Annotated in this window: 16 protein-coding genes and 1 tRNA gene; 11 read left to right on the top strand and 6 right to left on the bottom strand. The window is 63.8% G+C overall.

Features of this window, described 5'->3' with window-relative positions:
* Window positions 1-466: 466 nt before the first annotated feature.
* From A0J57_RS19330 to A0J57_RS19315, 4 genes are all read right to left on the bottom strand, one after another.
* The gene (locus A0J57_RS19330) at window positions 467-2,266 is read right to left on the bottom strand and encodes a site-specific integrase (protein WP_061938774.1); all 1,800 of its coding nucleotides are present in this window, start codon (window positions 2,264-2,266) and stop codon (window positions 467-469) included.
* Between the two features lie 83 nt (window positions 2,267-2,349).
* Window positions 2,350-2,424: transfer RNA gene (locus A0J57_RS19325), tRNA-Glu, on the bottom strand.
* A gap of 282 nt (window positions 2,425-2,706) precedes the next feature.
* On the bottom strand, window positions 2,707-3,504 hold the full coding sequence (locus A0J57_RS19320; RefSeq protein WP_025546494.1) for a SapC family protein: 798 nt from the start codon (window positions 3,502-3,504) through the stop codon (window positions 2,707-2,709).
* Window positions 3,505-3,644: 140 nt separating this feature from the next.
* Window positions 3,645-5,084 carry an FAD-binding oxidoreductase gene (locus A0J57_RS19315; protein ID WP_061938771.1) on the bottom strand — a complete coding sequence of 480 codons (1,440 nt, stop codon included), beginning with the start codon at window positions 5,082-5,084 and terminating at the stop codon, window positions 3,645-3,647.
* 78 nt (window positions 5,085-5,162) lie between these two features.
* Between A0J57_RS19315 and A0J57_RS19310 the strand changes: the two genes are divergently transcribed.
* On the top strand, window positions 5,163-5,597 hold the full coding sequence (locus tag A0J57_RS19310) for a hypothetical protein (protein WP_044661938.1): 435 nt from the start codon (window positions 5,163-5,165) through the stop codon (window positions 5,595-5,597).
* Window positions 5,598-5,707: 110 nt separating this feature from the next.
* Window positions 5,708-7,057, top strand: a complete 1,350-nt coding sequence (locus A0J57_RS19305; RefSeq protein ID WP_044661939.1) for a DEAD/DEAH box helicase — start codon at window positions 5,708-5,710, stop codon at window positions 7,055-7,057.
* Between the two features lie 76 nt (window positions 7,058-7,133).
* On the opposite strand, the gene radC is transcribed toward A0J57_RS19305, so the two are convergent.
* Complete coding sequence (gene radC, locus A0J57_RS19300; protein WP_061938767.1) at window positions 7,134-7,829, bottom strand: DNA repair protein RadC; 696 nt, start codon at window positions 7,827-7,829, stop codon at window positions 7,134-7,136.
* A gap of 128 nt (window positions 7,830-7,957) precedes the next feature.
* Between radC and A0J57_RS19295 the strand changes: the two genes are divergently transcribed.
* From A0J57_RS19295 to A0J57_RS19260, 8 genes are all read left to right on the top strand, one after another.
* Window positions 7,958-11,191, top strand: coding sequence for a YdbH domain-containing protein (locus A0J57_RS19295; RefSeq protein ID WP_061938764.1), 3,234 nt, complete (start codon window positions 7,958-7,960; stop codon window positions 11,189-11,191).
* Window positions 11,188-11,376: a YnbE family lipoprotein gene (locus tag A0J57_RS19290; protein ID WP_007685342.1), complete on the top strand. Its 189-nt coding sequence runs from the start codon at window positions 11,188-11,190 to the stop codon at window positions 11,374-11,376. The genes A0J57_RS19295 and A0J57_RS19290 overlap by 4 nt, the downstream gene beginning before the upstream one ends.
* Window positions 11,373-11,774: a YdbL family protein gene (locus tag A0J57_RS19285; protein ID WP_061938762.1), complete on the top strand. Its 402-nt coding sequence runs from the start codon at window positions 11,373-11,375 to the stop codon at window positions 11,772-11,774. Before A0J57_RS19290 ends, A0J57_RS19285 begins: the two co-directional genes overlap by 4 nt.
* A 192-nt stretch (window positions 11,775-11,966) precedes the next feature.
* Window positions 11,967-12,290, top strand: a complete 324-nt coding sequence (locus tag A0J57_RS19280) for an AtpZ/AtpI family protein (protein ID WP_025546506.1) — start codon at window positions 11,967-11,969, stop codon at window positions 12,288-12,290.
* Between the two features lie 48 nt (window positions 12,291-12,338).
* On the top strand, window positions 12,339-13,124 hold the full coding sequence (locus tag A0J57_RS19275; protein ID WP_025546508.1) for a F0F1 ATP synthase subunit A: 786 nt from the start codon (window positions 12,339-12,341) through the stop codon (window positions 13,122-13,124).
* A gap of 53 nt (window positions 13,125-13,177) precedes the next feature.
* The gene (locus A0J57_RS19270) at window positions 13,178-13,405 is read left to right on the top strand and encodes a F0F1 ATP synthase subunit C (RefSeq protein ID WP_004207392.1); all 228 of its coding nucleotides are present in this window, start codon (window positions 13,178-13,180) and stop codon (window positions 13,403-13,405) included.
* 89 nt (window positions 13,406-13,494) lie between these two features.
* Window positions 13,495-13,989 carry an ATPase gene (locus tag A0J57_RS19265; protein WP_061938759.1) on the top strand — a complete coding sequence of 165 codons (495 nt, stop codon included), beginning with the start codon at window positions 13,495-13,497 and terminating at the stop codon, window positions 13,987-13,989.
* Complete coding sequence (locus A0J57_RS19260; protein ID WP_061938755.1) at window positions 13,982-14,596, top strand: ATP synthase subunit B; 615 nt, start codon at window positions 13,982-13,984, stop codon at window positions 14,594-14,596. The genes A0J57_RS19265 and A0J57_RS19260 overlap by 8 nt, the downstream gene beginning before the upstream one ends.
* Window positions 14,597-15,041: 445 nt before the next feature.
* Here the strand turns inward: A0J57_RS19260 and A0J57_RS19255 are convergent, their stop codons facing one another.
* A complete protein-coding gene (locus A0J57_RS19255) occupies window positions 15,042-16,097 on the bottom strand; it encodes an NAD(P)-dependent alcohol dehydrogenase (RefSeq protein ID WP_061938752.1) in 1,056 nt (351 codons plus the stop codon).
* Between the two features lie 178 nt (window positions 16,098-16,275).
* Here A0J57_RS19255 and uvrC point away from each other — a divergent pair, with 178 nt between their 5' ends.
* Window positions 16,276-18,189, top strand: a complete 1,914-nt coding sequence (gene uvrC, locus A0J57_RS19250; RefSeq protein WP_025546512.1) for an excinuclease ABC subunit UvrC — start codon at window positions 16,276-16,278, stop codon at window positions 18,187-18,189.
* Window positions 18,190-18,278 lie beyond the last annotated feature (89 nt).

Below are 18,278 nucleotides of genomic sequence, written 5' to 3'. Positions count from 1 at the left end.
CCTCCGCCGCACGCAGCGCAAGGCCATCTTCAACAAACCAGCATCATATTATCTGAAAAGGGGGTCCCTCTTCGACGCCGATCGGGGGTCCCTTTTGAACGCCGTTTGACAGGCCTGATGAATGAAAGGCAGGTTTTTGGGAGCTGCCTCAAGCCGTCGAACGGCCGCTATGTCGGCTGCTGCTGCCCGGATGGTCAGACGTATACCAATGACAGGTTTTGACATGGTCAGACATTTAAACACGTCCTGCTGAACGACGAGATCTGGTCGCGAGCTGCCCGAACAGGACTGTCTCCAGCTGGACGTCGGGATTTGGCGCCTGAACGACAACAAAAGGTCGAGGACTTACCGGCATCCAAACGCGATAAGCCGTTTCACTTCGAGACTGGGCTGCGCCCAACACGGTGGCGCCCACGCGGCCATTCGTATCATGCTGTTGGGCAGCCTGCCTAAGGATTGACGCTCATCATGTTGCGCGTTTCTTCATCAGTTCTGCCCAATCCACGCGTCCCGCTGCTTCGATGATAGGTTGCCACGCGACAGCCTCGAACGTCATGCGATCAAGGTTCCGCTTGAGCGACGCTATGCCGACTCCCTGACCATAGTTTCCGCCAACACTAGTTGGCGAATGACCGCAGAGCTGATCCAGGATGCGTTCCTGGATTTCAGCCTCGCGCCCCTGATCCTTGAAGGTATGACGGAACGAATGGAAAACGATGCGCTTATCGGTAGACAGAACCTTGTCGATATGGCGATTGGCACGCCGACTGGCTTCCTTGGTAACCTTATCGAAGCTGTTGGCCTTAAGGTCTGGAAACAGGCGATGCTGCCCCCGATCCCGAAGCGCTTCCACATAGCTTAGGAAGCCTGCTTCAAGCAGGCGGTCGTGGAGGGGAATGATGCGGCGGGAGCCATCGGTCTTGACCGACTTCGCAGCCCGCTCCTTCTCCAGATCGCCTTCGTTCACATAGTCGGTGATGTCGATATAGTGGATGCCAGCATCCGTCCTGACGTCAGACAGATGAGCCTGGCCGATCTCCTCGATGCGGGCACCGGACGTCAGGCCAAGCAGGAACAGCCAGTAGAGGGTGAGATCGCTGATTGCCGCTCGGCGGGAAACGAGGCTATCGGGGTGGAGGAAGAGATCGCTCGCGAACAGCGCTTGCAATTCGTCCTGACGGAAGGTTCGCCGCGACGTCTTCGCTTTGCCCGCCCCATCGACCGTAACTCTAGCGCCGACATTTCCATCGACCCACCGCTCCCTCTCGGCGAAGCTGAGCAAGGTCTGGATAGCGCCGATCCGCTTCTTTACGGTCGTGGGACTGACCTTGCGCCCGACGGCGTCCCGATATTTCGCCACCCGTTCTGGAAACGGCATCGCCTGGTCGGCGCGCGGCATGCCGAGCGGCAGGTCTGCTCCCGCATCCCGATAATCCAACAGCATGTCCTTGGTGAACTGGGAGACGGGAATGTCGCCGAGGAAGGCGATCAGGTCCTGAACGGACTTACGGACTTCGTGGACCGACTGAGGCCGGGGGCTGCGTTTTGCTGCCCAGAGCGTGACCAGCTCCTCAAAGCGCAGATCCGGCCGGAGTCGCGAATGACTGGCGTGTCGGATTGGCCCCTCGACTTCCGCATGAAACCGGGCATTGTCGTCCCGAACCCGAGCGTTCCACGCGTCCATCAGTGCATTTTCGTTTGCCGGGATCCGCTTGACCGGGGGATCTGCCTCCCGAAACAGCGGAACCAGCACTTCGTCACAGACCTTGATCCAGACCGACCTCGGCTTTTCACGGATGAAGTTCAGCCACTGGTCGCCAGCGAGCAGCTTGCCGCGGCCGCGATGCGGCTCTCGCGAAAGGTCTGATTTGAGCCTTGGCACATAGCGCTCCGCCTCGAAGCCATGGAGGCGCACACAGGTCTCCTCGATCCACCAGGTGAGCTCGAGCGACGTGTAGGGATAGAAGAGGTTTTCCGGCCTGGTCGTCGCAAGAAACCCCGTTACGATTGCCGATGCCCGCTCTGGGGAGATTTCGTCGGCCACGGCCTGAGCCGCAACTCTCTCGGCCGCCTCGTCCATCAATCGCTGGCACTCGGCATTGGCGAGCACGAACAGCCGGGCTGCTTCAGCCGGCTCGCGCGTCCCCAAAGAGACCTTGTAGAATTGCTTGCCGCCCATTTCGGGTCGCAGGCGCTCCGGAATTTGCCGGTAGACGTAGAAGATGCCCGATCGGGGATGTTTCCAGGGGGTGGCCATCTGCACCATATAAGTCTCGCTATACCCATCCGCTATACCAGCGGACGGTGGAGACGGCAGAAAGCCTTGTTTTTCGCGCCTTGACCGCGAAATGGTGACCCCTACGGGAATCGAACCCGTGTTTCAGCCGTGAGAGGGCCGCGTCCTGACCGCTAGACGAAGGGGCCACAGGCCGCGCTGGGCGGCGAGTAGGGAGCCGCCTTTAGGAGGGCGCGTCGGCGTCGTCAAGGGAAACCCGCGCCATTTCCTTCAGCCAATAAAAAACCACCCCATGCGATTCGCATGGGGTGGCCAAGGTTCAGGGAGGAGACGCCTCCAAAGGGGGAGGCGCCCATACGACACACCCGAAAGGGGGGCAGGTGCGCCGTATGTTCAGTAAATAGAGAAAGCCGCGCGGAGTTTCAAGTGGCACCGCGCAACCTTTTTCCTTAAATATCTGTCATGAATGCTTAATTTGGTTGGGCATCCGCTGTCTGGGGCGCTGCCGGGACGGCGATCGGGCCCTTGCCCTGCGAAACCTGCGCCTCGAACAGTTCCCGCATGAGCTGCAGCGAGAAGAGATGCGCGTAAATGAGCGGCAGCATGCCGTTCTGGCTGATCTTGCGGAGCTGGTCGCCGCGCATGTCGCGCAGCTTTTCCTCGTTCACCATGCGGAAGCCGCGATAGACGAAGGGTTGGTCATTGCCGGGCACCTGGATGGCGACTTCGCCGTCCATCAGCAGGTCGAGATCCTTCAGATCCTTCATGAACTGGCCGGTACGCGCCGCTGCCTGTTCGAAATCCTCGCAGAATTTGAGCACGCCCTGCGTCAGTTCGCTGGGCTTGCCGTCTTCGAACAGCGGCTGGCCCTCTTCGAACGTACCGAGCGCGTCGCTGGTCGGATCGAAGCAGAGCGAGAGTTCGTCGCTGTCGGGGCGCAACTTCGCCAGCATCCAGGGATAGCGGCGGACATAGGCGGGGACATAGGCCGGGCCACGCAGCTTGCCATCATCGTCGAGGAAGGTGTTGACGCCTTCGTTGAGGCCCATCAGCGCCAGGGGAACGGGCTCGTCCCCGGCGGAGAAGATGATCGGCACGAAGCGCTGGGCGGCGACGAATTCGTCCACGGTCAGCGGAATGGCGTGCTGCGTCGTCAGGAACGGCGCTGAATCGACGGTGCGGCTCCGCCAGGCGGCGTGATCGACGCTGCTCAGCGGAATGAGATCGTTGTAGAAGACGGGAAGGCCGTTCGCGGGCGCGCTTGCCATGATGTGCTAGTCCATTTCCAACAAAAAGCGGCGCATTTTCCCTTGCGCCGCTAGCCTGATACTGGGCCGAGGGGGATAAAGCCCTTGGACGCGGGAGGCAATCGCTTTGTCGATGCCCGGTGCTGCGGCCGGGGCTGGCTTCAGCCTTCCTCCGGACGGGGGATCAGCTTGTCCGGATTCATGATGCCCTGCGGATCGAATGCGGCCTTGACCGCGCGCAGGGCGTGGAGGCGCGCGGGGCTGGAGAGGCGGCCGAGTTCGGCGCGCTTCATCTGGCCGATGCCATGTTCGGCGGAGATGGAGCCGCCTGCCGCGACCACCGCATCATGGACGAAGCTGTTGATCGCCTGACCCTCCGCCGCGATCCATGCCGGACCGTCGGTCGTGCCCCGGGGCGCGCGGACATGGAAATGGACGTTGCCGTCCCCCAGATGACCGAAGGAGGAGGCGGTGGTGCCGGGAAAGGCCCTTTCCGCCGCTGCCGCGGCTTCGATCATGAAGGCGGGCATCCGCGCAACCGGCACGCTGATGTCATATTGCAGCGCCGGTCCCTGCGCCCGTTCGGATTCGGAGAGCGATTCGCGGATGCGCCAGAAGGCTTCCGCCTGCGCTTCATTGGCGGCGATGGCGGCGTCGACGGCGAGGCCCTGTTCCAACGCATCGGCCAGCGCGCTCTCCAGCCGGTCGGCGGGCGTCGGATCGCGCGGGTCGCCATGGTCGACCTCTACCAGCACATGCCAGGGCGTGCGCGTTGCTATCGGGCAGCGGGTGCCGGGAACATGCGACAGGACATGGCCCAGGCCGTCGTCCGCGATCACTTCGAACCCTTCGACGCTGTCGCCCAGATGGGCTTCGCAAAGCCGGAGCAGGGCCAGCGCATCGGCAGGGGAGGAGACGCCGATCCAGCCGACGGCGCGGGCCGCAATGGCGGGCACCAGGCGCAGCGCGGCGGCGGTGACGATTCCCAAAGTCCCTTCGGCGCCGATCAGCAATTGCTTGATGTCATAGCCGCGATTGTCCTTCTTGAGGGCATCCAGGCCATGGAAGATGCCGCCGTCCGGCAGGACAGCCTCAATCCCCTCGACCAGCGCGCGCATCGTGCCGTGGCGCAGCACCTGGGTTCCGCCGGCATTGGTGGAGATGAGCCCGCCGATGGTGGCCGAACCCTTGGCCCCAAGGCTCAGTGGAAAGCGGCGGCCAACGGCGGCGGCGGCATCGTGGAGGTTGGAGAGGATGACCCCCGCTTCGCAGACGGCAAGATTGTCGTGCGGAGACAGGCTGCGGATATGGTTCATCCGGCGGAGCGACAGGATCAGCGCAGAACCGTCCGCCGGGGGCGTGGCGCCGCCCACCATGGAAGTGTTGCCACCCTGCGGCACCAGCGGCACGCCAAGGTCGGCGGCAAGGCGGACCGCAGCGGCGACCTGGCCGGTCGATTCCGGCTGAAGAATGGCGGCGGCAGCGCCGTGATAGCGTCCGCGCCAGTCGCTGACCCACGGGGCGATGTCGTCCGCATCGGTCACGACGCGCTTTTCCCCCAGCAGGGCCGTGAATCGGGCGATAACATCTTGTCCTATCATGGGACTGTCCTATGCCTTGGAATTCATCGACGGTTCAACCTTTGGCCCATAGCGTCCGCGTCCCAAAAGGGGTTCGACTTGTTTCATTCCGTCCTGCTGCTGTTGTCCGCGTCAGCCGCCGAGCCCGTGCAATGGGCGCAACTGACGATCGAGCAGCGTGTCATCATCCGCGTGCCGATGGCAAGGAAGGGGCGTGCGCCCGCGCGTCCCACGCCGGAGGCGCGGAATGACTGGAAGGAGAAGAAGGGGCCGCGCTGCATCGCGCTGCGATCGATTCGGTCGGCAAGCATAGTGATGGACAATGCCATAGATCTGCTGCTGGCTGATAATCACCGCTATCGCGCAAGGCTGGAGCGCGGGTGCAACAGCATGGGTTTCTATTCCGGATTCTATGTCGAGCCCGATGAGGACGGCTCGCTCTGTTCCGGGCGCGACGAATTGCAGGCGCGGAGCGGGGCCAGTTGCGCGATCGAGGGTTTCCGCCGGCTGGAGCAGGCCGAACCGGACGATTGACCGCATCATCTTCGCGATTTTCTTGACAAGAGGCCGATATTTCCGCAAGGCGCGCCCGATTTCCCTGCGCGTTTTCGTGCGGTGGAGAGCCTCCTGTCCCGGACATCTGAATGACTTTTGCCGATCTCGGCCTTTCCGACGAATTATTGAAGGCCGTTACCGAGGCCGGATATGACACGCCCACGCCGATTCAGGCGCAGGCGATCCCGCCCGTGCTGATGATGAAGGACATCATCGGCATCGCGCAGACGGGAACGGGCAAGACCGCCAGCTTCGTGCTGCCGATGATCGACATCCTCGCCCATGGCCGCGCACGCGCGCTGATGCCGCGATCGCTGATCCTGGAGCCGACGCGTGAACTCGCTGCCCAGGTGGCCGAGAATTTCGAGAAATACGGGAAGTATCACAAGCTCAACATGGCGCTGCTGATCGGCGGCGTGCAGATGGGCGATCAGCTCAAAGCCCTGGAAAAAGGCGTCGACGTGCTGATCGCGACGCCGGGGCGGCTGATGGACCTGTTCCAGCGGGGCAAGATATTGCTCAACGGCTGCAGCATGCTGGTGATCGACGAAGCGGACCGGATGCTCGACATGGGCTTCATCCCGGACATCGAGGAGATTTGCACCAAGCTGCCCGCCCAGCGGCAGACGCTGCTGTTCTCCGCGACCATGCCCCCGGTGATCAAGAAGCTGGCCGACCGGTTCCTCAGCAATCCCAAGTCGATCGAGGTGGCGCGGCCCGCCACAGCCTCGACCAACATCACCCAGCGTCTGGTGAAGGTCGATTCGCGCAAGAAGCGGGAGGCCCTGCGCGCGATGCTGGATGCCGAGGACGTGCAGAGCGCGGTGATCTTCTGCAACCGCAAGACCACGGTGCGTGAACTCAACAAGAGCCTTCAGCGCCATGGCTTCAAATCGGGCGAGATTCACGGCGACATCGACCAGTCCGCGCGCATCGCGGAACTGGAGCGGTTCCGGGCGGGGACGGTGAACATATTGGTGGCGTCCGACGTTGCGGCGCGCGGACTGGACATCAAGGGCGTGAGCCATGTGTTCAATTTCGACGCGCCCTGGCATCCCGACGATTATGTCCATCGCATCGGCCGCACGGGCCGCGCAGGGGCGAAGGGCGTAGCCTATACCTTCGTGACGTCTGACGATGCCGAGGCGATCGACAATATCCAGAAGCTGATCAAGCAGAAGATCGAGACCATCGACGCGCCGGTCGCTGCTGCTCCCGCCGAAAAGGCGAAGGAGGAACCGCGCCGCTCGGGCAGGGATCGGAAGGACGACCGCAAGTCCGACAAGCGCCGCGACGACCGCCGCCGTGAAGAACCGCGTGCGGCGCGGCCGGAAGGCAATGGCGCCCGGCCGCGGCGGCCGGAACCGGTGGACGATGGTCCGGACGAAGGCTGGAACGGACCGGTTCCGGAGTTTCTTTCGGTGGGGTTTGGCGCTTAGTTGCCGTTGCGGGCCAGGCGTCGCCTGTTTTCGGCCCTCCTGAGACATCCCTCCCGGCCGCTTCGATGCACGGTCCCTAGATCAGCCCTTTCGCACGCAGGCTGCTGTGCCCCTGTGTCCCTATGATGATATGGTCATGCACGGCGATGTTGAGCCGCTTGCCCGCTTCCGCGATCTGCCGGGTGATTTCTATATCCTGACGGCTTGGTTCCGGCGATCCGCTGGGATGATTGTGCACAAGGATCAACGCTGCCGAGCCAAGGTCGATCGCCCGTCGAATAACCTCCCGGGTATAAATCGCCGCCTGGTCGATCGAACCGTCGCCCATATGCTCGTCGCGGATCAGCATGTTCCGGCTGTTGAGGTGCAACACCCGCACCCGCTCCACCGTCAGAAAGGCCATGTCGGCGCGCAGATAGTCGAGCAGCGCCTGCCAGCTGGCCAGCACCGGCTTCTCCGCCACCTCGTTGCGTAGCATCCGCAGCATCGTCGCCTGGACGATCTTGATCGCGGCGATGCTGGTGTCGCCCATGCCGGGAATGCGGGCAATCGCCTGCCAGTCAGCCGCCATCAGCCCACCGATGCCATCGAATTCGCGCAGCAGCGCCTTTGCCAGTGGTTTCGTGTCGCGACGGGGTATGGCCAGCGCCAGCAGATATTCGATCAGTTCATGATCATGCAACGCTTCGCCGCCGCTCTCCGCCAGTTTCCGGCGCAGCCGGGCGCGATGCCCGACGCCGTCGTGCGTAGCCTTCAAATCCTGATCCGGCAAAGTCTTACCTGTCCCCCGCATGCGAAGGGGGACGCTATTCATTGCGGATTTATCGGGCAAGGATATTTAGGAGTGATCGGACGTTATGCAGGCGTTACGGACTTGAGCACGCGGGTTTGACCAGAAGCATGGAAGATGAAGACGGCGAAAAGGAGATTCGCCGGGGCTGGCTCCGCTGGCTTGGAGTGGGCACGGGGTCGCTGGCGCTGATCCTTGCCGCGCTGTGGACGCAGCGCGCGCCCATCGCAGAAAATTTCATCAGCCGCGAACTCAACCGGCGTGGCGTGCAGGGCAGCTATGATCTGACGGACATAGGCCTTCGCACCCAGCGGATCGAGAATATCGTGCTGGGCGATCCTGCTCGTCCCGATTTGACGGCGCGCTGGGTGGAGGTCGACATCGCATTCACAGGGCTGACCCCGCAAGTGGCGGCGGTGCGGGCCGGCGGCGTTAGGATGCGGGGGTCGTTGCACAATGGCGTGCTGAAGCTGGGAGAGGTCGACAAATTCCGCGACCCGAAATCCACGGCGCCCTTCAGCCTGCCGGACATTCTGCTGGCGCTCAGCGATGCGCGACTGCGGCTGGACACCGATGCCGGCCCGATCGGCATGCAGATAGAGGGGAAGGGGAATCTGCGATCGGGCTTCCGGGGCAGGCTGGCGGCGGCGATGCCGAATGGGGGCGGCGAGGGATGCGGGCTGGCCGACCTGCGGGCGATGCTGGATGTTGCCATGCAGGACGGACGCCCGCATCTCTCCGGCCCGTTGCGCGGCGCAGCGCTGGCCTGTCGCGATGCCGGCATCGCCATGGCGAAACCGGCTGCGGATGTGGATGTCTGGCTCGGCAAGGCGTTGGATCGCTGGACCGGCCGCGTCGACCTGACGGGGGAAGCGCTCAAGTCCGGCGGCATGGTTCTGGCGCGCCCCTCAGGCCGGATCGATTTCGACGGAACGGCTGCCAAGACCGCCGGGCGAGCGCGAATCGGGGCGACGGCTCTGTCGGCCGGCGCCGCATTGGCCGGACCCGCCGACTTTCGGGGCGCCTGGCATGTCGGCAAGGGCGATATGGGTCTTGAGGGGCGGCTGTCCGTTCGGCAGTTGCGGTTCGCCGGCCGCGATCCCCTGGCGGCTGCGCGCGAATCTACGGCCGGGACGCCCGTTGGGCCGCTGGTCGCGCGCCTGGCCGATGCCGCGCGCCGCGCCGGCGCGGACAATGTCCTGCAAACCACCCTGGCCTTCGCTCAGCAAGGGAAGGCGGGCAGCCTGGCCTTGACCGACACCCGCTTTTCGGCGCGCAGCGGTGCGCGGATCGCCATAGCCGGGGAAGGTCGCGTGACCATCGGCTGGCCTGGCAGGGCCGGGCAGGCGATCGACTGGGCGCTCGACGGAGCGATCACGACGGAGGGCGGCGGATTGCCGAGGGCGGCGCTGCGGCTGGGGCGGAGGCCGGGCGGCGGCTTTGGCGGACAATTGTTCCTTGAGCCCTATGCGGCGGGCGATGCCAGGTTGAGTCTGGAGCCGGTGCGGTTCGTTGCGGGGCCGAAGGGCGATACGCGCTTCTCGACGCAGGTGCGGCTCGACGGGCCGCTTCCCGGTGGAAGGCTGCGCGGGCTGGTGGCGCCCGTCGAAGGACGGATGAACGCCAAGGGTATATTGGCGATCAACCCGCATTGCGTGCCCATCTCGCTGATCGAGGCGCGCTATGGCAATTTTTCGCTGGGGCGGACCCGGCAGACGCTGTGCCCCGTCGGGCAGGCGCTGCTTGCCGTTGGGCCGGGCGGTGTGAGTGGCGGCGCTGAAATCCGCAAACTCGCATTGGCGGGCAAAAGCGGCGACAGCCCAATGCGCCTTTCCGCCGATAGCGCTCGTTTCGCCCTGGGACAGCAGGGTTTTGCACTTGCCAATGCCGATCTGGCGATCGGTCCGCAGGATTCGCCTGTTCGGTTGAGCGCGGCGACGCTGACCGGCAACGCCACGGCCAAGGGCTTGGGCGGCAGGTTGACGGGGGCAGGCGGCCGGATCGGGTCCGTGCCGCTGATCGTCGAAAATGGCGCGGGCGACTGGAGCTTCGCCGGGGGCGCGCTGAAGCTGGCGGCCGGGATGACGGTGCGCGATGCGCAGGCGCCGGGCCGGTTCGAACCGCTGAATGTTCCCGACTTCGCGCTGACGTTGAAGGATTCGAAGATCGCAGCGACAGGATCGTTGCGGGTGCCGCGCAATGATGCGCTGGTCGCCCGGGCAGTCATCGCGCATGACCTGAGCAGTGGGCGAGGCAAGGCGGATCTGGCGGTTCCGGCACTGTCCTTTGGTCCTGGTCTCCAGCCGGAGGATGTGACCCGCCTCGCCCTTGGCGTAGTGGCCAATGTGACGGCGCAGGTCAGCGGGGAAGGGCATATCCGCTGGAACGGGACGCATGTGACCAGCGATGGTCTGTTCCGGACCGACAATGCCAGCCTGGCGGCGGCTTTCGGTCCGGTGGAGGGGTTGTCCGGCGAACTGCGTTTCATCGATCTGCTCGGTCTCGTCAGCGCGCCGGGGCAGGAAGTGCGAATCAGGTCGGTCAATCCGGGTGTAGAGGTTCGCGACGGCCTTGTGCGCTATCGGCTGGAGGCGGGGCAGAAGGTGCGGATCGAAGGGGGCGGCTGGCCCTTTTCCGGCGGGGAGCTGGTCCTGCTGCCGACAACGATGGATTTCAGCGCGGATGTGGACCGTTATCTGACCTTCCGCGTCATCGGTCTGGATGCGGGCGCCTTCATCCAGGCGATGGACCTCAAGAATATTTCCGCCACGGGTACGTTCGACGGCATCATGCCTCTGATCTTCAACGCGCAGGGCGGGCGCGTGGCGGGGGGCGTGCTGACCGCGCGGCAGCAAGGCATGCCGCCGCTGATGATGCCGGAAGGCGTGCTGCCCACCATCCCCTGCGATCCGACGCGCCAGTCGGGGACCCTTTCCTATGTGGGGCCGGTATCGAACGAGCAATTGGGCGCGATGGGGCGGCTGGCCTTCGATGCGCTCAAGAATCTCCAGTATAAATGCCTCACCATATTGATGGACGGCGCGCTGGATGGAGAGATGGTGACGAACGTCGTCTTCAACGGCGTCAATCGCGGGCAGATCGGTGGGGCGCCGGCGGGTCTGGCGCGGAATTTCACGGGCCTGCCCTTCATCTTCAACGTGCGGATCGCCGCTCCCTTCCGGGGCCTTCTGGGAACCGCGCAGTCCTTCATTGATCCGTCAACGCTCATACAAAACAGCATAGGCGACCAGATGCAGGAGAAGATGCGGGCCACGATCGGCCAGGAGGGGGTTGCAGTTCAGCCTGCCGAAAGCGAAACTATGCGAAATGGGGAGCAGAAATGAAGAAGCGAACGATCATCGCGGCGGGCTTCGCCGGTCTGGCCTTGGGAGGCTGCATCCAGGTGAAGGCGCCCGATAAGCCGATAGAGATCAACCTCAACGTGAAGGTGCAGCAGGAGGTCGTTGTTCGCCTGCAGCGCGATGCGCAAGATTTGATCCAGAATAACCCGGAGTTGTTCCCGCAATGACACGCAAATTTTTGATGATCGCCGCCTCTGCCGCGGTGGTGCTGGCGACCGGCCTGGCCATGACCTCTCCGGCGCGGGCGCAGTCGGGCGCGGTCGCCGCCGCGATGAGCGCGGGGGCGGTGGGCGAGCAGGCCGACGGCTATCTCGGCATTGCCGGTTCGGTGAGCGACGCGGTGCGGCAGGAAGTCGAATCGATCAACATCAAGCGCAGGGCCGCCTATACCGACCTTGCCGGCAAGCGCGGCGTAACCGTGCAGGATGTGGCGGCGGCGACGGGATGCCAGACGCTCAGCAGCAGGGTGAAGCCCGGACAGGTCTATCGGATCGGCGCGGGCGCGTGGCAGACCAAGGGCGCGGGCCCCATCGCGCTGCCGGCCTATTGCGCCACGGCGGGGTGATTTACCTCAGGCCGGACTTGCCGGGCTAGTGGACTTTGGACCCAGCTTCGTTCGGACAGGAAATTCTCTGGCCCAACGACGGTTGACACTCCTGAAAGCCCTTTCTAAACGGGCCGCGCCTTGACGGGTGCAGCCGCAAGCGCCATGCCGCCTGACGTTGGCTTTTAAAGCCTTGACGGAAAGGATGGCTGGATGGCGGCGGATGCACCGGGGCAGGACCCGGCGGGGGAAGATGCGCGCATCGCTTCTTTGGAGGAGCGGATCGCGCAGGCCGAACATGCCGAAAAGGTCAGACAGGGGACACAGGTGCAGCAGGCGGACGATGGGTCGCGTCTCGGCAACAGGGTTCTCGCGGAGCTGATCGGCGGTCTTGCTGGCGGTGCCGTGGTTGGTGGGACTCTGGACTACTTTCTGCGGACATCCCCATGGCTCCTGCTGGCATTCCTCGGTCTCGGGATCGTGGCGGCTTTCAGGAACATCATCAGATTGACGACGACGAAGCGTCCCGACCGATAGGGACGCTTTTATCTTAGTCCGAAGGCAAAGACGTTACAGGGGTCCAGCGTGGCAGAATCCGGCAAAATCGATCCGATGCACCAGTTTGCGATCGAACCGCTGTTCGGTACGGATCATCTGTCGATCGGCGGCTTCAACATCGCTTTCACCAACAGCGCGCTCTATATGGTGGCGGCCGCCGTGGTGCTTTGGATCTTCGTCGTCGGCGGCATGAAGCGCGAACTGGTTCCCGGCCGCTGGCAGATGGCGGTCGAATATATGACCGGCTTCATCAAGAGCCTGCTGATCGCCAATGTGGGCGAGGGCGGCAAGAAGTACATTCCCTACGTCTTCTCGCTGTTCATGTTCATCCTGCTGGCGAACCTGCTGGGCCTGCTGCCGCTGGGTCTGGTCGGCCTGCATCCCTTCACCTTCACCAGCCATTTCACCGCGACCGGCGTGCTCGCGATCATGAGCTTCTCGATCGTGCTGGCGGTGGGCTTCTACAAGCATGGCCTGCACTTCTTCTCGCTGTTCGTGCCGCACGGCACCCCGGCGCTGATGGTGGTGCCGCTCTTCTTCATCGAACTCGTTTCCTTCATGGTGCGTCCGTTCAGCCTTGGCCTGCGACTGTTCGTCGCGATGACCGCCGGGCACGTGCTTTTGAAGGTGCTCGCAGGTTTCGTCATCAACAGCGCCAATGCCAGCCCTGCGCTTGGCCTGACCGTCGGCGCCGCCAGCTTCATCCTGATGATCGGCATCAGCGCCCTGGAAGTGCTGGTGGCGGTGATCCAGGCCTATGTGTTCGCGCTGCTGACCTCGGTCTACATCAACGATGCCGAGAACCTGCACTGATTTTCCGCCATTACCTCAACGTTCGAATAGAGTTTAGAAAAGGAGTTTATAACATGGACGCAGAAGCCGCAAAGCTGCTCGGTGCTGGCCTGGCCGCCATCGGTGCGGGCATCGCCGCCCTCGGTGTGGGCAACGTCTTCAGCTCGTTCCTCGAAGGCGCGCTGCGCAACCCCGGCGCTGCCGACGGCCAGCAGGGCCGCCTGTTCATCGGCTTCGCCGCCGCGGAACTTCTGGGTCTGCTGGCGTTCGTTATCGCCATGATCCTGGTGTTCGTGGCCTGAACAGCCGCTTTGGGGCGGGCAGGGATGGCCAGTCGGCCGCCATGCCCGTCCTCTGATTGACCGCGCCCTGATCGGACGGACCCGAAAAAATGCCTCAAATCGCGCAAATTGCCGAAACCTATTCATCGCAGATCTTCTGGCTGCTGCTGACATTCGGTTTCGTTTTCTTCGTCATCGGCCTCGGCATGGTGCCAAAGGTTCAGGCGACGGCCGATGCGCGCGACGCGAAGATCACCGGCGATCTGGATGCCGCCAAGGCGGCTTTCGCCCGCGCCGATGAGGCGGAGGCCGACTATCGCGCCCGCGACGCCGAAAGCCGTGCTGCCGTCCAGGCCAGCCTGGCCAAGGCGAAGGTGGAGGCAGCCAAGGCTTCGGAAGCCAAGCTGGCCGCCGCCGATGCGGACATTGCAGGCCAGATCAATGCGGCCGAAGCCCGTATCAAGGCTGCCACCGACGCAGCCATGGCAGAGATTGAAACCGTTGCCGCTGATGCAGCGCGCGACATGGTGGCTCGCATTTCCGGCGTCAACGCGTCGGAAGATGCAGCCCGCAACGCAGTAAAGGCGGCACTGGCCCATGGCTGAGGCAGCAGCACAGCATAGCGAGACGGAAGCCCCGCACCTGAATGAGGCGATCCATTCGGAGGGGATGGAGCCGGTCGGCACCGTCGCTCACGAAGGCGTGGCCCCGCACACCGACCCGAAGGCCGTCGGCATGGATGCCACGGCCTGGGTCAGTCTGGCGATGGCGGTGTTCATCCTGATCCTGTTGATCAAGAAGGTGCCCGGTCTGATCGGCGGCGCGCTGGATGGCCGGATCGCGCAGATTAAGGCGCAGTTGGAGGAAGCCTCCAAGCTTCGCGCCGAAGCCGAAGCGCTCAAGGCCGAATATGAAGCCAGGCTGGCGGCTGCCGCCGGCGAGGCGGAGGCGATGCGCAAGTCGGCCGAGCATGAAGCGGCAACGCTGCTGGAGGACGCCAGGGCCAATGCCGTCGCGCTGGTCGCGCGTCGTCAGAAGATGGCGGAGGACAAGATCGGCGCGGCTGAGCGTGCGGCGGTCGCGGGCATTCGGTCCAAGGCGGTGAACGCCGCGACCGGCGCCGCGGCGGCGCTGATCGCTCAGGGCCATGATGCGCAGGCCGATAAGCTTCTGGTCGATGACGCGATCAGGGGGCTTGGCCCGAGCGTCTGACAGACACTGCCGAGGGTTGAATAGAAAGGCCAGTGCGGTTCGCGCTGGCCTTTTTCTTTGGGCGGTGAAGTGGTTTCAGAGCATCGTGCAGAAAAGCCAGTCCTAGCCTGTCGAAGGATGGCGACCGGTTCCTGCTTAAAAGGATGCGACTACAGAAACCTGGAGCGCGCAACCTGCGCCCGATTTAACGCAGCGCGCTCTGGAGCGCCGTTCAAGCCTGTGGGATCACCTGCTGGCTCGTCAAAGGCGGCGAATAAAGGGTGGGGAAGCCGAACGGATACGACAGGATCAATCCGCTCTGCGTTGGAGTTTTCGGGCAGACCATCCTTAGCAGACGAGGGCGGAACGGAGTTTCCACCTTCGCAGGAACCCATATCTGCATTCGGGGAGGGCAGGCGCGGGGTCGATCAATGGCCGGTGATGGGGCCGGCCATTGATCTGCCGATCAGGCTGCCGCCAGCGACGCGCTATCGATGACGAAGCGATATTTGACGTCGCTCTTCTGCATCCGGTCATAGGCGGTTTCGATGTCCTGCATCGCGATCATCTCGATGTCCGCCGTGATGCCCTTTTCCGCGCAGAAATCGAGCATCTCCTGCGTTTCGGCAATGCCGCCGATCAATGAGCCGGCAATCGACTTGCGCCCGAAGATCAGCACGCCGACGCTGGGCGAAGGGTGCGGATGTTCCGGTACGCCCACCAGGCACATCGTGCCGTCGCGCTTCAGCAAGGTGGTGAAGGCATCGAGATCATGGCTGGCGGCCACCGTGTTCAGGATGAAGTCGAAACTTCCACCATGGGCGGCCATCTGGTCCGGATCGCGCGAGATGATGACTTCATCGGCGCCAAGGTCCAGCGCATCCTGCCGCTTGCTTTCCGAAGTCGTGAAGGCGACGACATGGGCGCCCATGGCATGGGCGAGCTTCACCCCCATATGGCCGAGCCCACCGATCCCGACGATACCGACCTTCTTGCCGGGTCCGACATTCCAGTGGCGCAGCGGCGAATAGGTGGTGATGCCTGCACAGAGCAGCGGCGCCACAGCCGCCAGTCGATCCGCCGGATGGTTGATCTTCAGGACGAACTTCTCGCTGACGGTGATGCTTTGCGAATAGCCGCCGAACGTATGACCGGGCGCATCCGGCGTCGGACCGTTATAGGTGCCGACAAAGCCGTTCTCGCAATATTGCTCCAGCCCTTCGTCGCAGGCCGAACAATGCTGGCAGCTATCGACCATGCAGCCGACGCCGACCGTGTCGCCGACCTTGAACCGGGTGACGCCGTTGCCGACGGCGGTGACATGGCCGACGATCTCATGGCCGGGAACGCAGGGGTAAAGCGTGCCGCTCCATTCGGAGCGGACCTGGTGAAGATCGGAATGGCAGACGCCGCAATAGGCGATGGCGATCTGCACGTCATGTTCGCCGGCCGCGCGGCGTTCGATGTCGGTGGGTTCCAAGGGCTTATCGGCGGCATGGGCGCCATAGGCTTTCACGATCATGATCGGCTCTTCCTTCAAGGAGGAGCGGCCTCCCTGAAGGGACCGCATTATGGAGGATAGCGCTACCAGTTCCGGCAGCCGCAGAAAGATAGGAAGGGCCAGCCAAGGATCAACGAGGACGGGCCGAAATTTAGTCCCATGCCATTGCGATCCGGGACCATCCCGCTATTTCTCCCTCATGTCGCGTCCCCAATCCCCCGATCGCTTTCATGAAGACAAGGCCACCTTCACCGTCACCGGCAGCCAGCCCGACATAGAGGCCGGCGTGGAGGCGATCCGCACGACGCTCAAAACCCTGCCGACCCGCCCGGGCGTCTATCGCATGCAGGATGCGCGCGGCGATGTGCTTTATGTCGGCAAGGCGCGCGCGCTGCGCAACCGGGTCACCAACTATACCCAGGTCGACCGCCTGCCCAAGCGGCTCCAGCGCATGGTCGCCCAGACCCGCTCGATGACGATCGTCACCACCAACAGCGAGGCGGAGGCCCTGCTGCTGGAGGCGCAGCTCATCAAGCGTTTCCGGCCACCCTATAATGTCCTGCTGCGCGATGACAAAAGCTTCCCCTTCATCCTGCTGCGCGAGGATCATGACTTTCCCCGTGTCCAGAAGCATCGCGGCGCGCGCAAATATAAGGGGCGCTATTATGGCCCCTTTGCCAGCGCCGGATCGGTGACGCGAACCATCAATGCGCTCCAGAAGCTGTTCCTGCTCAGAAGCTGCACCGACAGCTTCTTTGCCAATCGTTCGCGGCCCTGCCTCCTGTATCAGATCCGCCGCTGTTCCGCCCCTTGCGTGGGCCGGATCGACGATGCCGCCTATGGCGAGCTGGTCAAGGACGCGCAGGATTTCCTCGGCGGCAAATCGACCGCCGTGCAGAAGAAGCTGGGCGAGGCGATGCAGGCGGCTTCCGACGCCATGGACTTCGAGCAGGCGGCGGTGCTGCGCGACCGGCTGAAGGCGCTGACCTTCATCCAGGGCAGCCAGGCGATCAATGCCGAGGGGCTGGGCGACGCCGACATCTTCGCCCTGGCGACCAAGGGCGGGGCGATGTGCATCCAGGCCTTCTTCATCCGCGGTGGGCAGAATTGGGGCCATCGCAGCTTCTTCCCCGTCCATACCGCCGAAGTGGCGGAGGACGAGGTGCTGGCCAGCTTCATGGCGCAATTTTACGAGGAAGTGCCGCCGCCCAAGCTGATCCTTGCCGACCGGGCGCCCGCCGAATGCGAGCTGATGGCGCAGGCGCTGACCGAGCGCATCGGGTCCAGGGTGCGGATCGAAGTGCCACAGCGGGGCGACCGCACCCGCCTCATCAAACAGGCGCAGCGCAACGCGGTGGAGGCGCTCGACCGGCGGCTGGCGGAAACCACGACGCAGGCGAAGGTGCTGGAGGAGATGGTCGAGACGTTCGGGCTGGACGGGGTGCCCGACCGCATCGAAATCTACGACAACAGTCACATCCAGGGCGCTCATGCTCTGGGGGCGATGGTCGTCGCGGGTCCGGAGGGCTTCCGCAAGAACGCCTACCGCAAGTTCAACATGAAGAACCCGGAAACCTCGAACGACGATTTCGCGATGATGCGGGAGATGTTCGAGCGGCGCTTCGGCCGCGCGGCGCGCGAGGACCCGGATCGCGACAGCGGCGAATGGCCGGACCTGGTGCTGATCGACGGCGGCAAGGGGCAATTGTCCGCCGCCCGGACGATATTGGAGGATATGGGCATAGAGGATGTCTGCATGATCGGCATCGCCAAGGGGCCGCATCATGGCCGTGAGGGGCGGGAGGTCTTCCACATGCCGGACGGGCGGGAGATCACTTTCCCGCTCAACCATCCCGTGCTCTTCTACCTTCAGCGGCTGCGGGACGAGGCGCACCGCTTCGCCATCGGCGCGCACCGGCAGAAGCGCAGCAAGGCGATCACCGTCAGTTCGCTCGACGAAGTGCCGGGCATCGGCCCTTCGCGCAAGAAGGCGCTGCTGATGCATTTCGGAACCGCCAAGGCCGTGAAGAGCGCGGCGCTGGAGGACCTGCTGAAGGCGCCGGGCGTATCCAAGGCGGTGGCGCAGCAGGTCTATGATTATTTCCACGGCTGAGCGACGGCAGGGGCGGTCTGGATTGCCGCCGCCATATTGCCCGGAACGTCGGATTATCTCTGCGACGAATGGATCGCCATTTGACCATC

Origin of the sequence: Sphingobium sp. 22B (assembly GCF_001580035.1) — a bacterium.
In the GTDB taxonomy this organism is placed as follows: domain Bacteria; phylum Pseudomonadota; class Alphaproteobacteria; order Sphingomonadales; family Sphingomonadaceae; genus Sphingobium; species Sphingobium fuliginis.
This window is presented reverse-complemented; position numbering and strand designations above follow the sequence as displayed.

Excerpts from the sequence above, each read along its gene's own strand:
- A0J57_RS19295 (WP_061938764.1), top strand. The coding sequence starts at position 7,958 with ATGGAAGATGAAGACGGCGAAAAGGAGATTCGCCGGGGCTGGCTCCGC.
- A0J57_RS19320 (WP_025546494.1), bottom strand. The coding sequence starts at position 3,504 with ATGGCAAGCGCGCCCGCGAACGGCCTTCCCGTCTTCTACAACGATCTC.
- A0J57_RS19285 (WP_061938762.1), top strand. The coding sequence starts at position 11,373 with ATGACACGCAAATTTTTGATGATCGCCGCCTCTGCCGCGGTGGTGCTG.
- A0J57_RS19260 (WP_061938755.1), top strand. The coding sequence starts at position 13,982 with ATGGCTGAGGCAGCAGCACAGCATAGCGAGACGGAAGCCCCGCACCTG.
- A0J57_RS19280 (WP_025546506.1), top strand. The coding sequence starts at position 11,967 with ATGGCGGCGGATGCACCGGGGCAGGACCCGGCGGGGGAAGATGCGCGC.
- A0J57_RS19255 (WP_061938752.1), bottom strand. The coding sequence starts at position 16,097 with ATGATCGTGAAAGCCTATGGCGCCCATGCCGCCGATAAGCCCTTGGAA.
- A0J57_RS19315 (WP_061938771.1), bottom strand. The coding sequence starts at position 5,084 with ATGATAGGACAAGATGTTATCGCCCGATTCACGGCCCTGCTGGGGGAA.
- A0J57_RS19305 (WP_044661939.1), top strand. The coding sequence starts at position 5,708 with ATGACTTTTGCCGATCTCGGCCTTTCCGACGAATTATTGAAGGCCGTT.
- A0J57_RS19270 (WP_004207392.1), top strand. The coding sequence starts at position 13,178 with ATGGACGCAGAAGCCGCAAAGCTGCTCGGTGCTGGCCTGGCCGCCATC.
- A0J57_RS19265 (WP_061938759.1), top strand. The coding sequence starts at position 13,495 with ATGCCTCAAATCGCGCAAATTGCCGAAACCTATTCATCGCAGATCTTC.
- A0J57_RS19290 (WP_007685342.1), top strand. The coding sequence starts at position 11,188 with ATGAAGAAGCGAACGATCATCGCGGCGGGCTTCGCCGGTCTGGCCTTG.
- A0J57_RS19330 (WP_061938774.1), bottom strand. The coding sequence starts at position 2,266 with ATGGTGCAGATGGCCACCCCCTGGAAACATCCCCGATCGGGCATCTTC.
- uvrC (WP_025546512.1), top strand. The coding sequence starts at position 16,276 with ATGTCGCGTCCCCAATCCCCCGATCGCTTTCATGAAGACAAGGCCACC.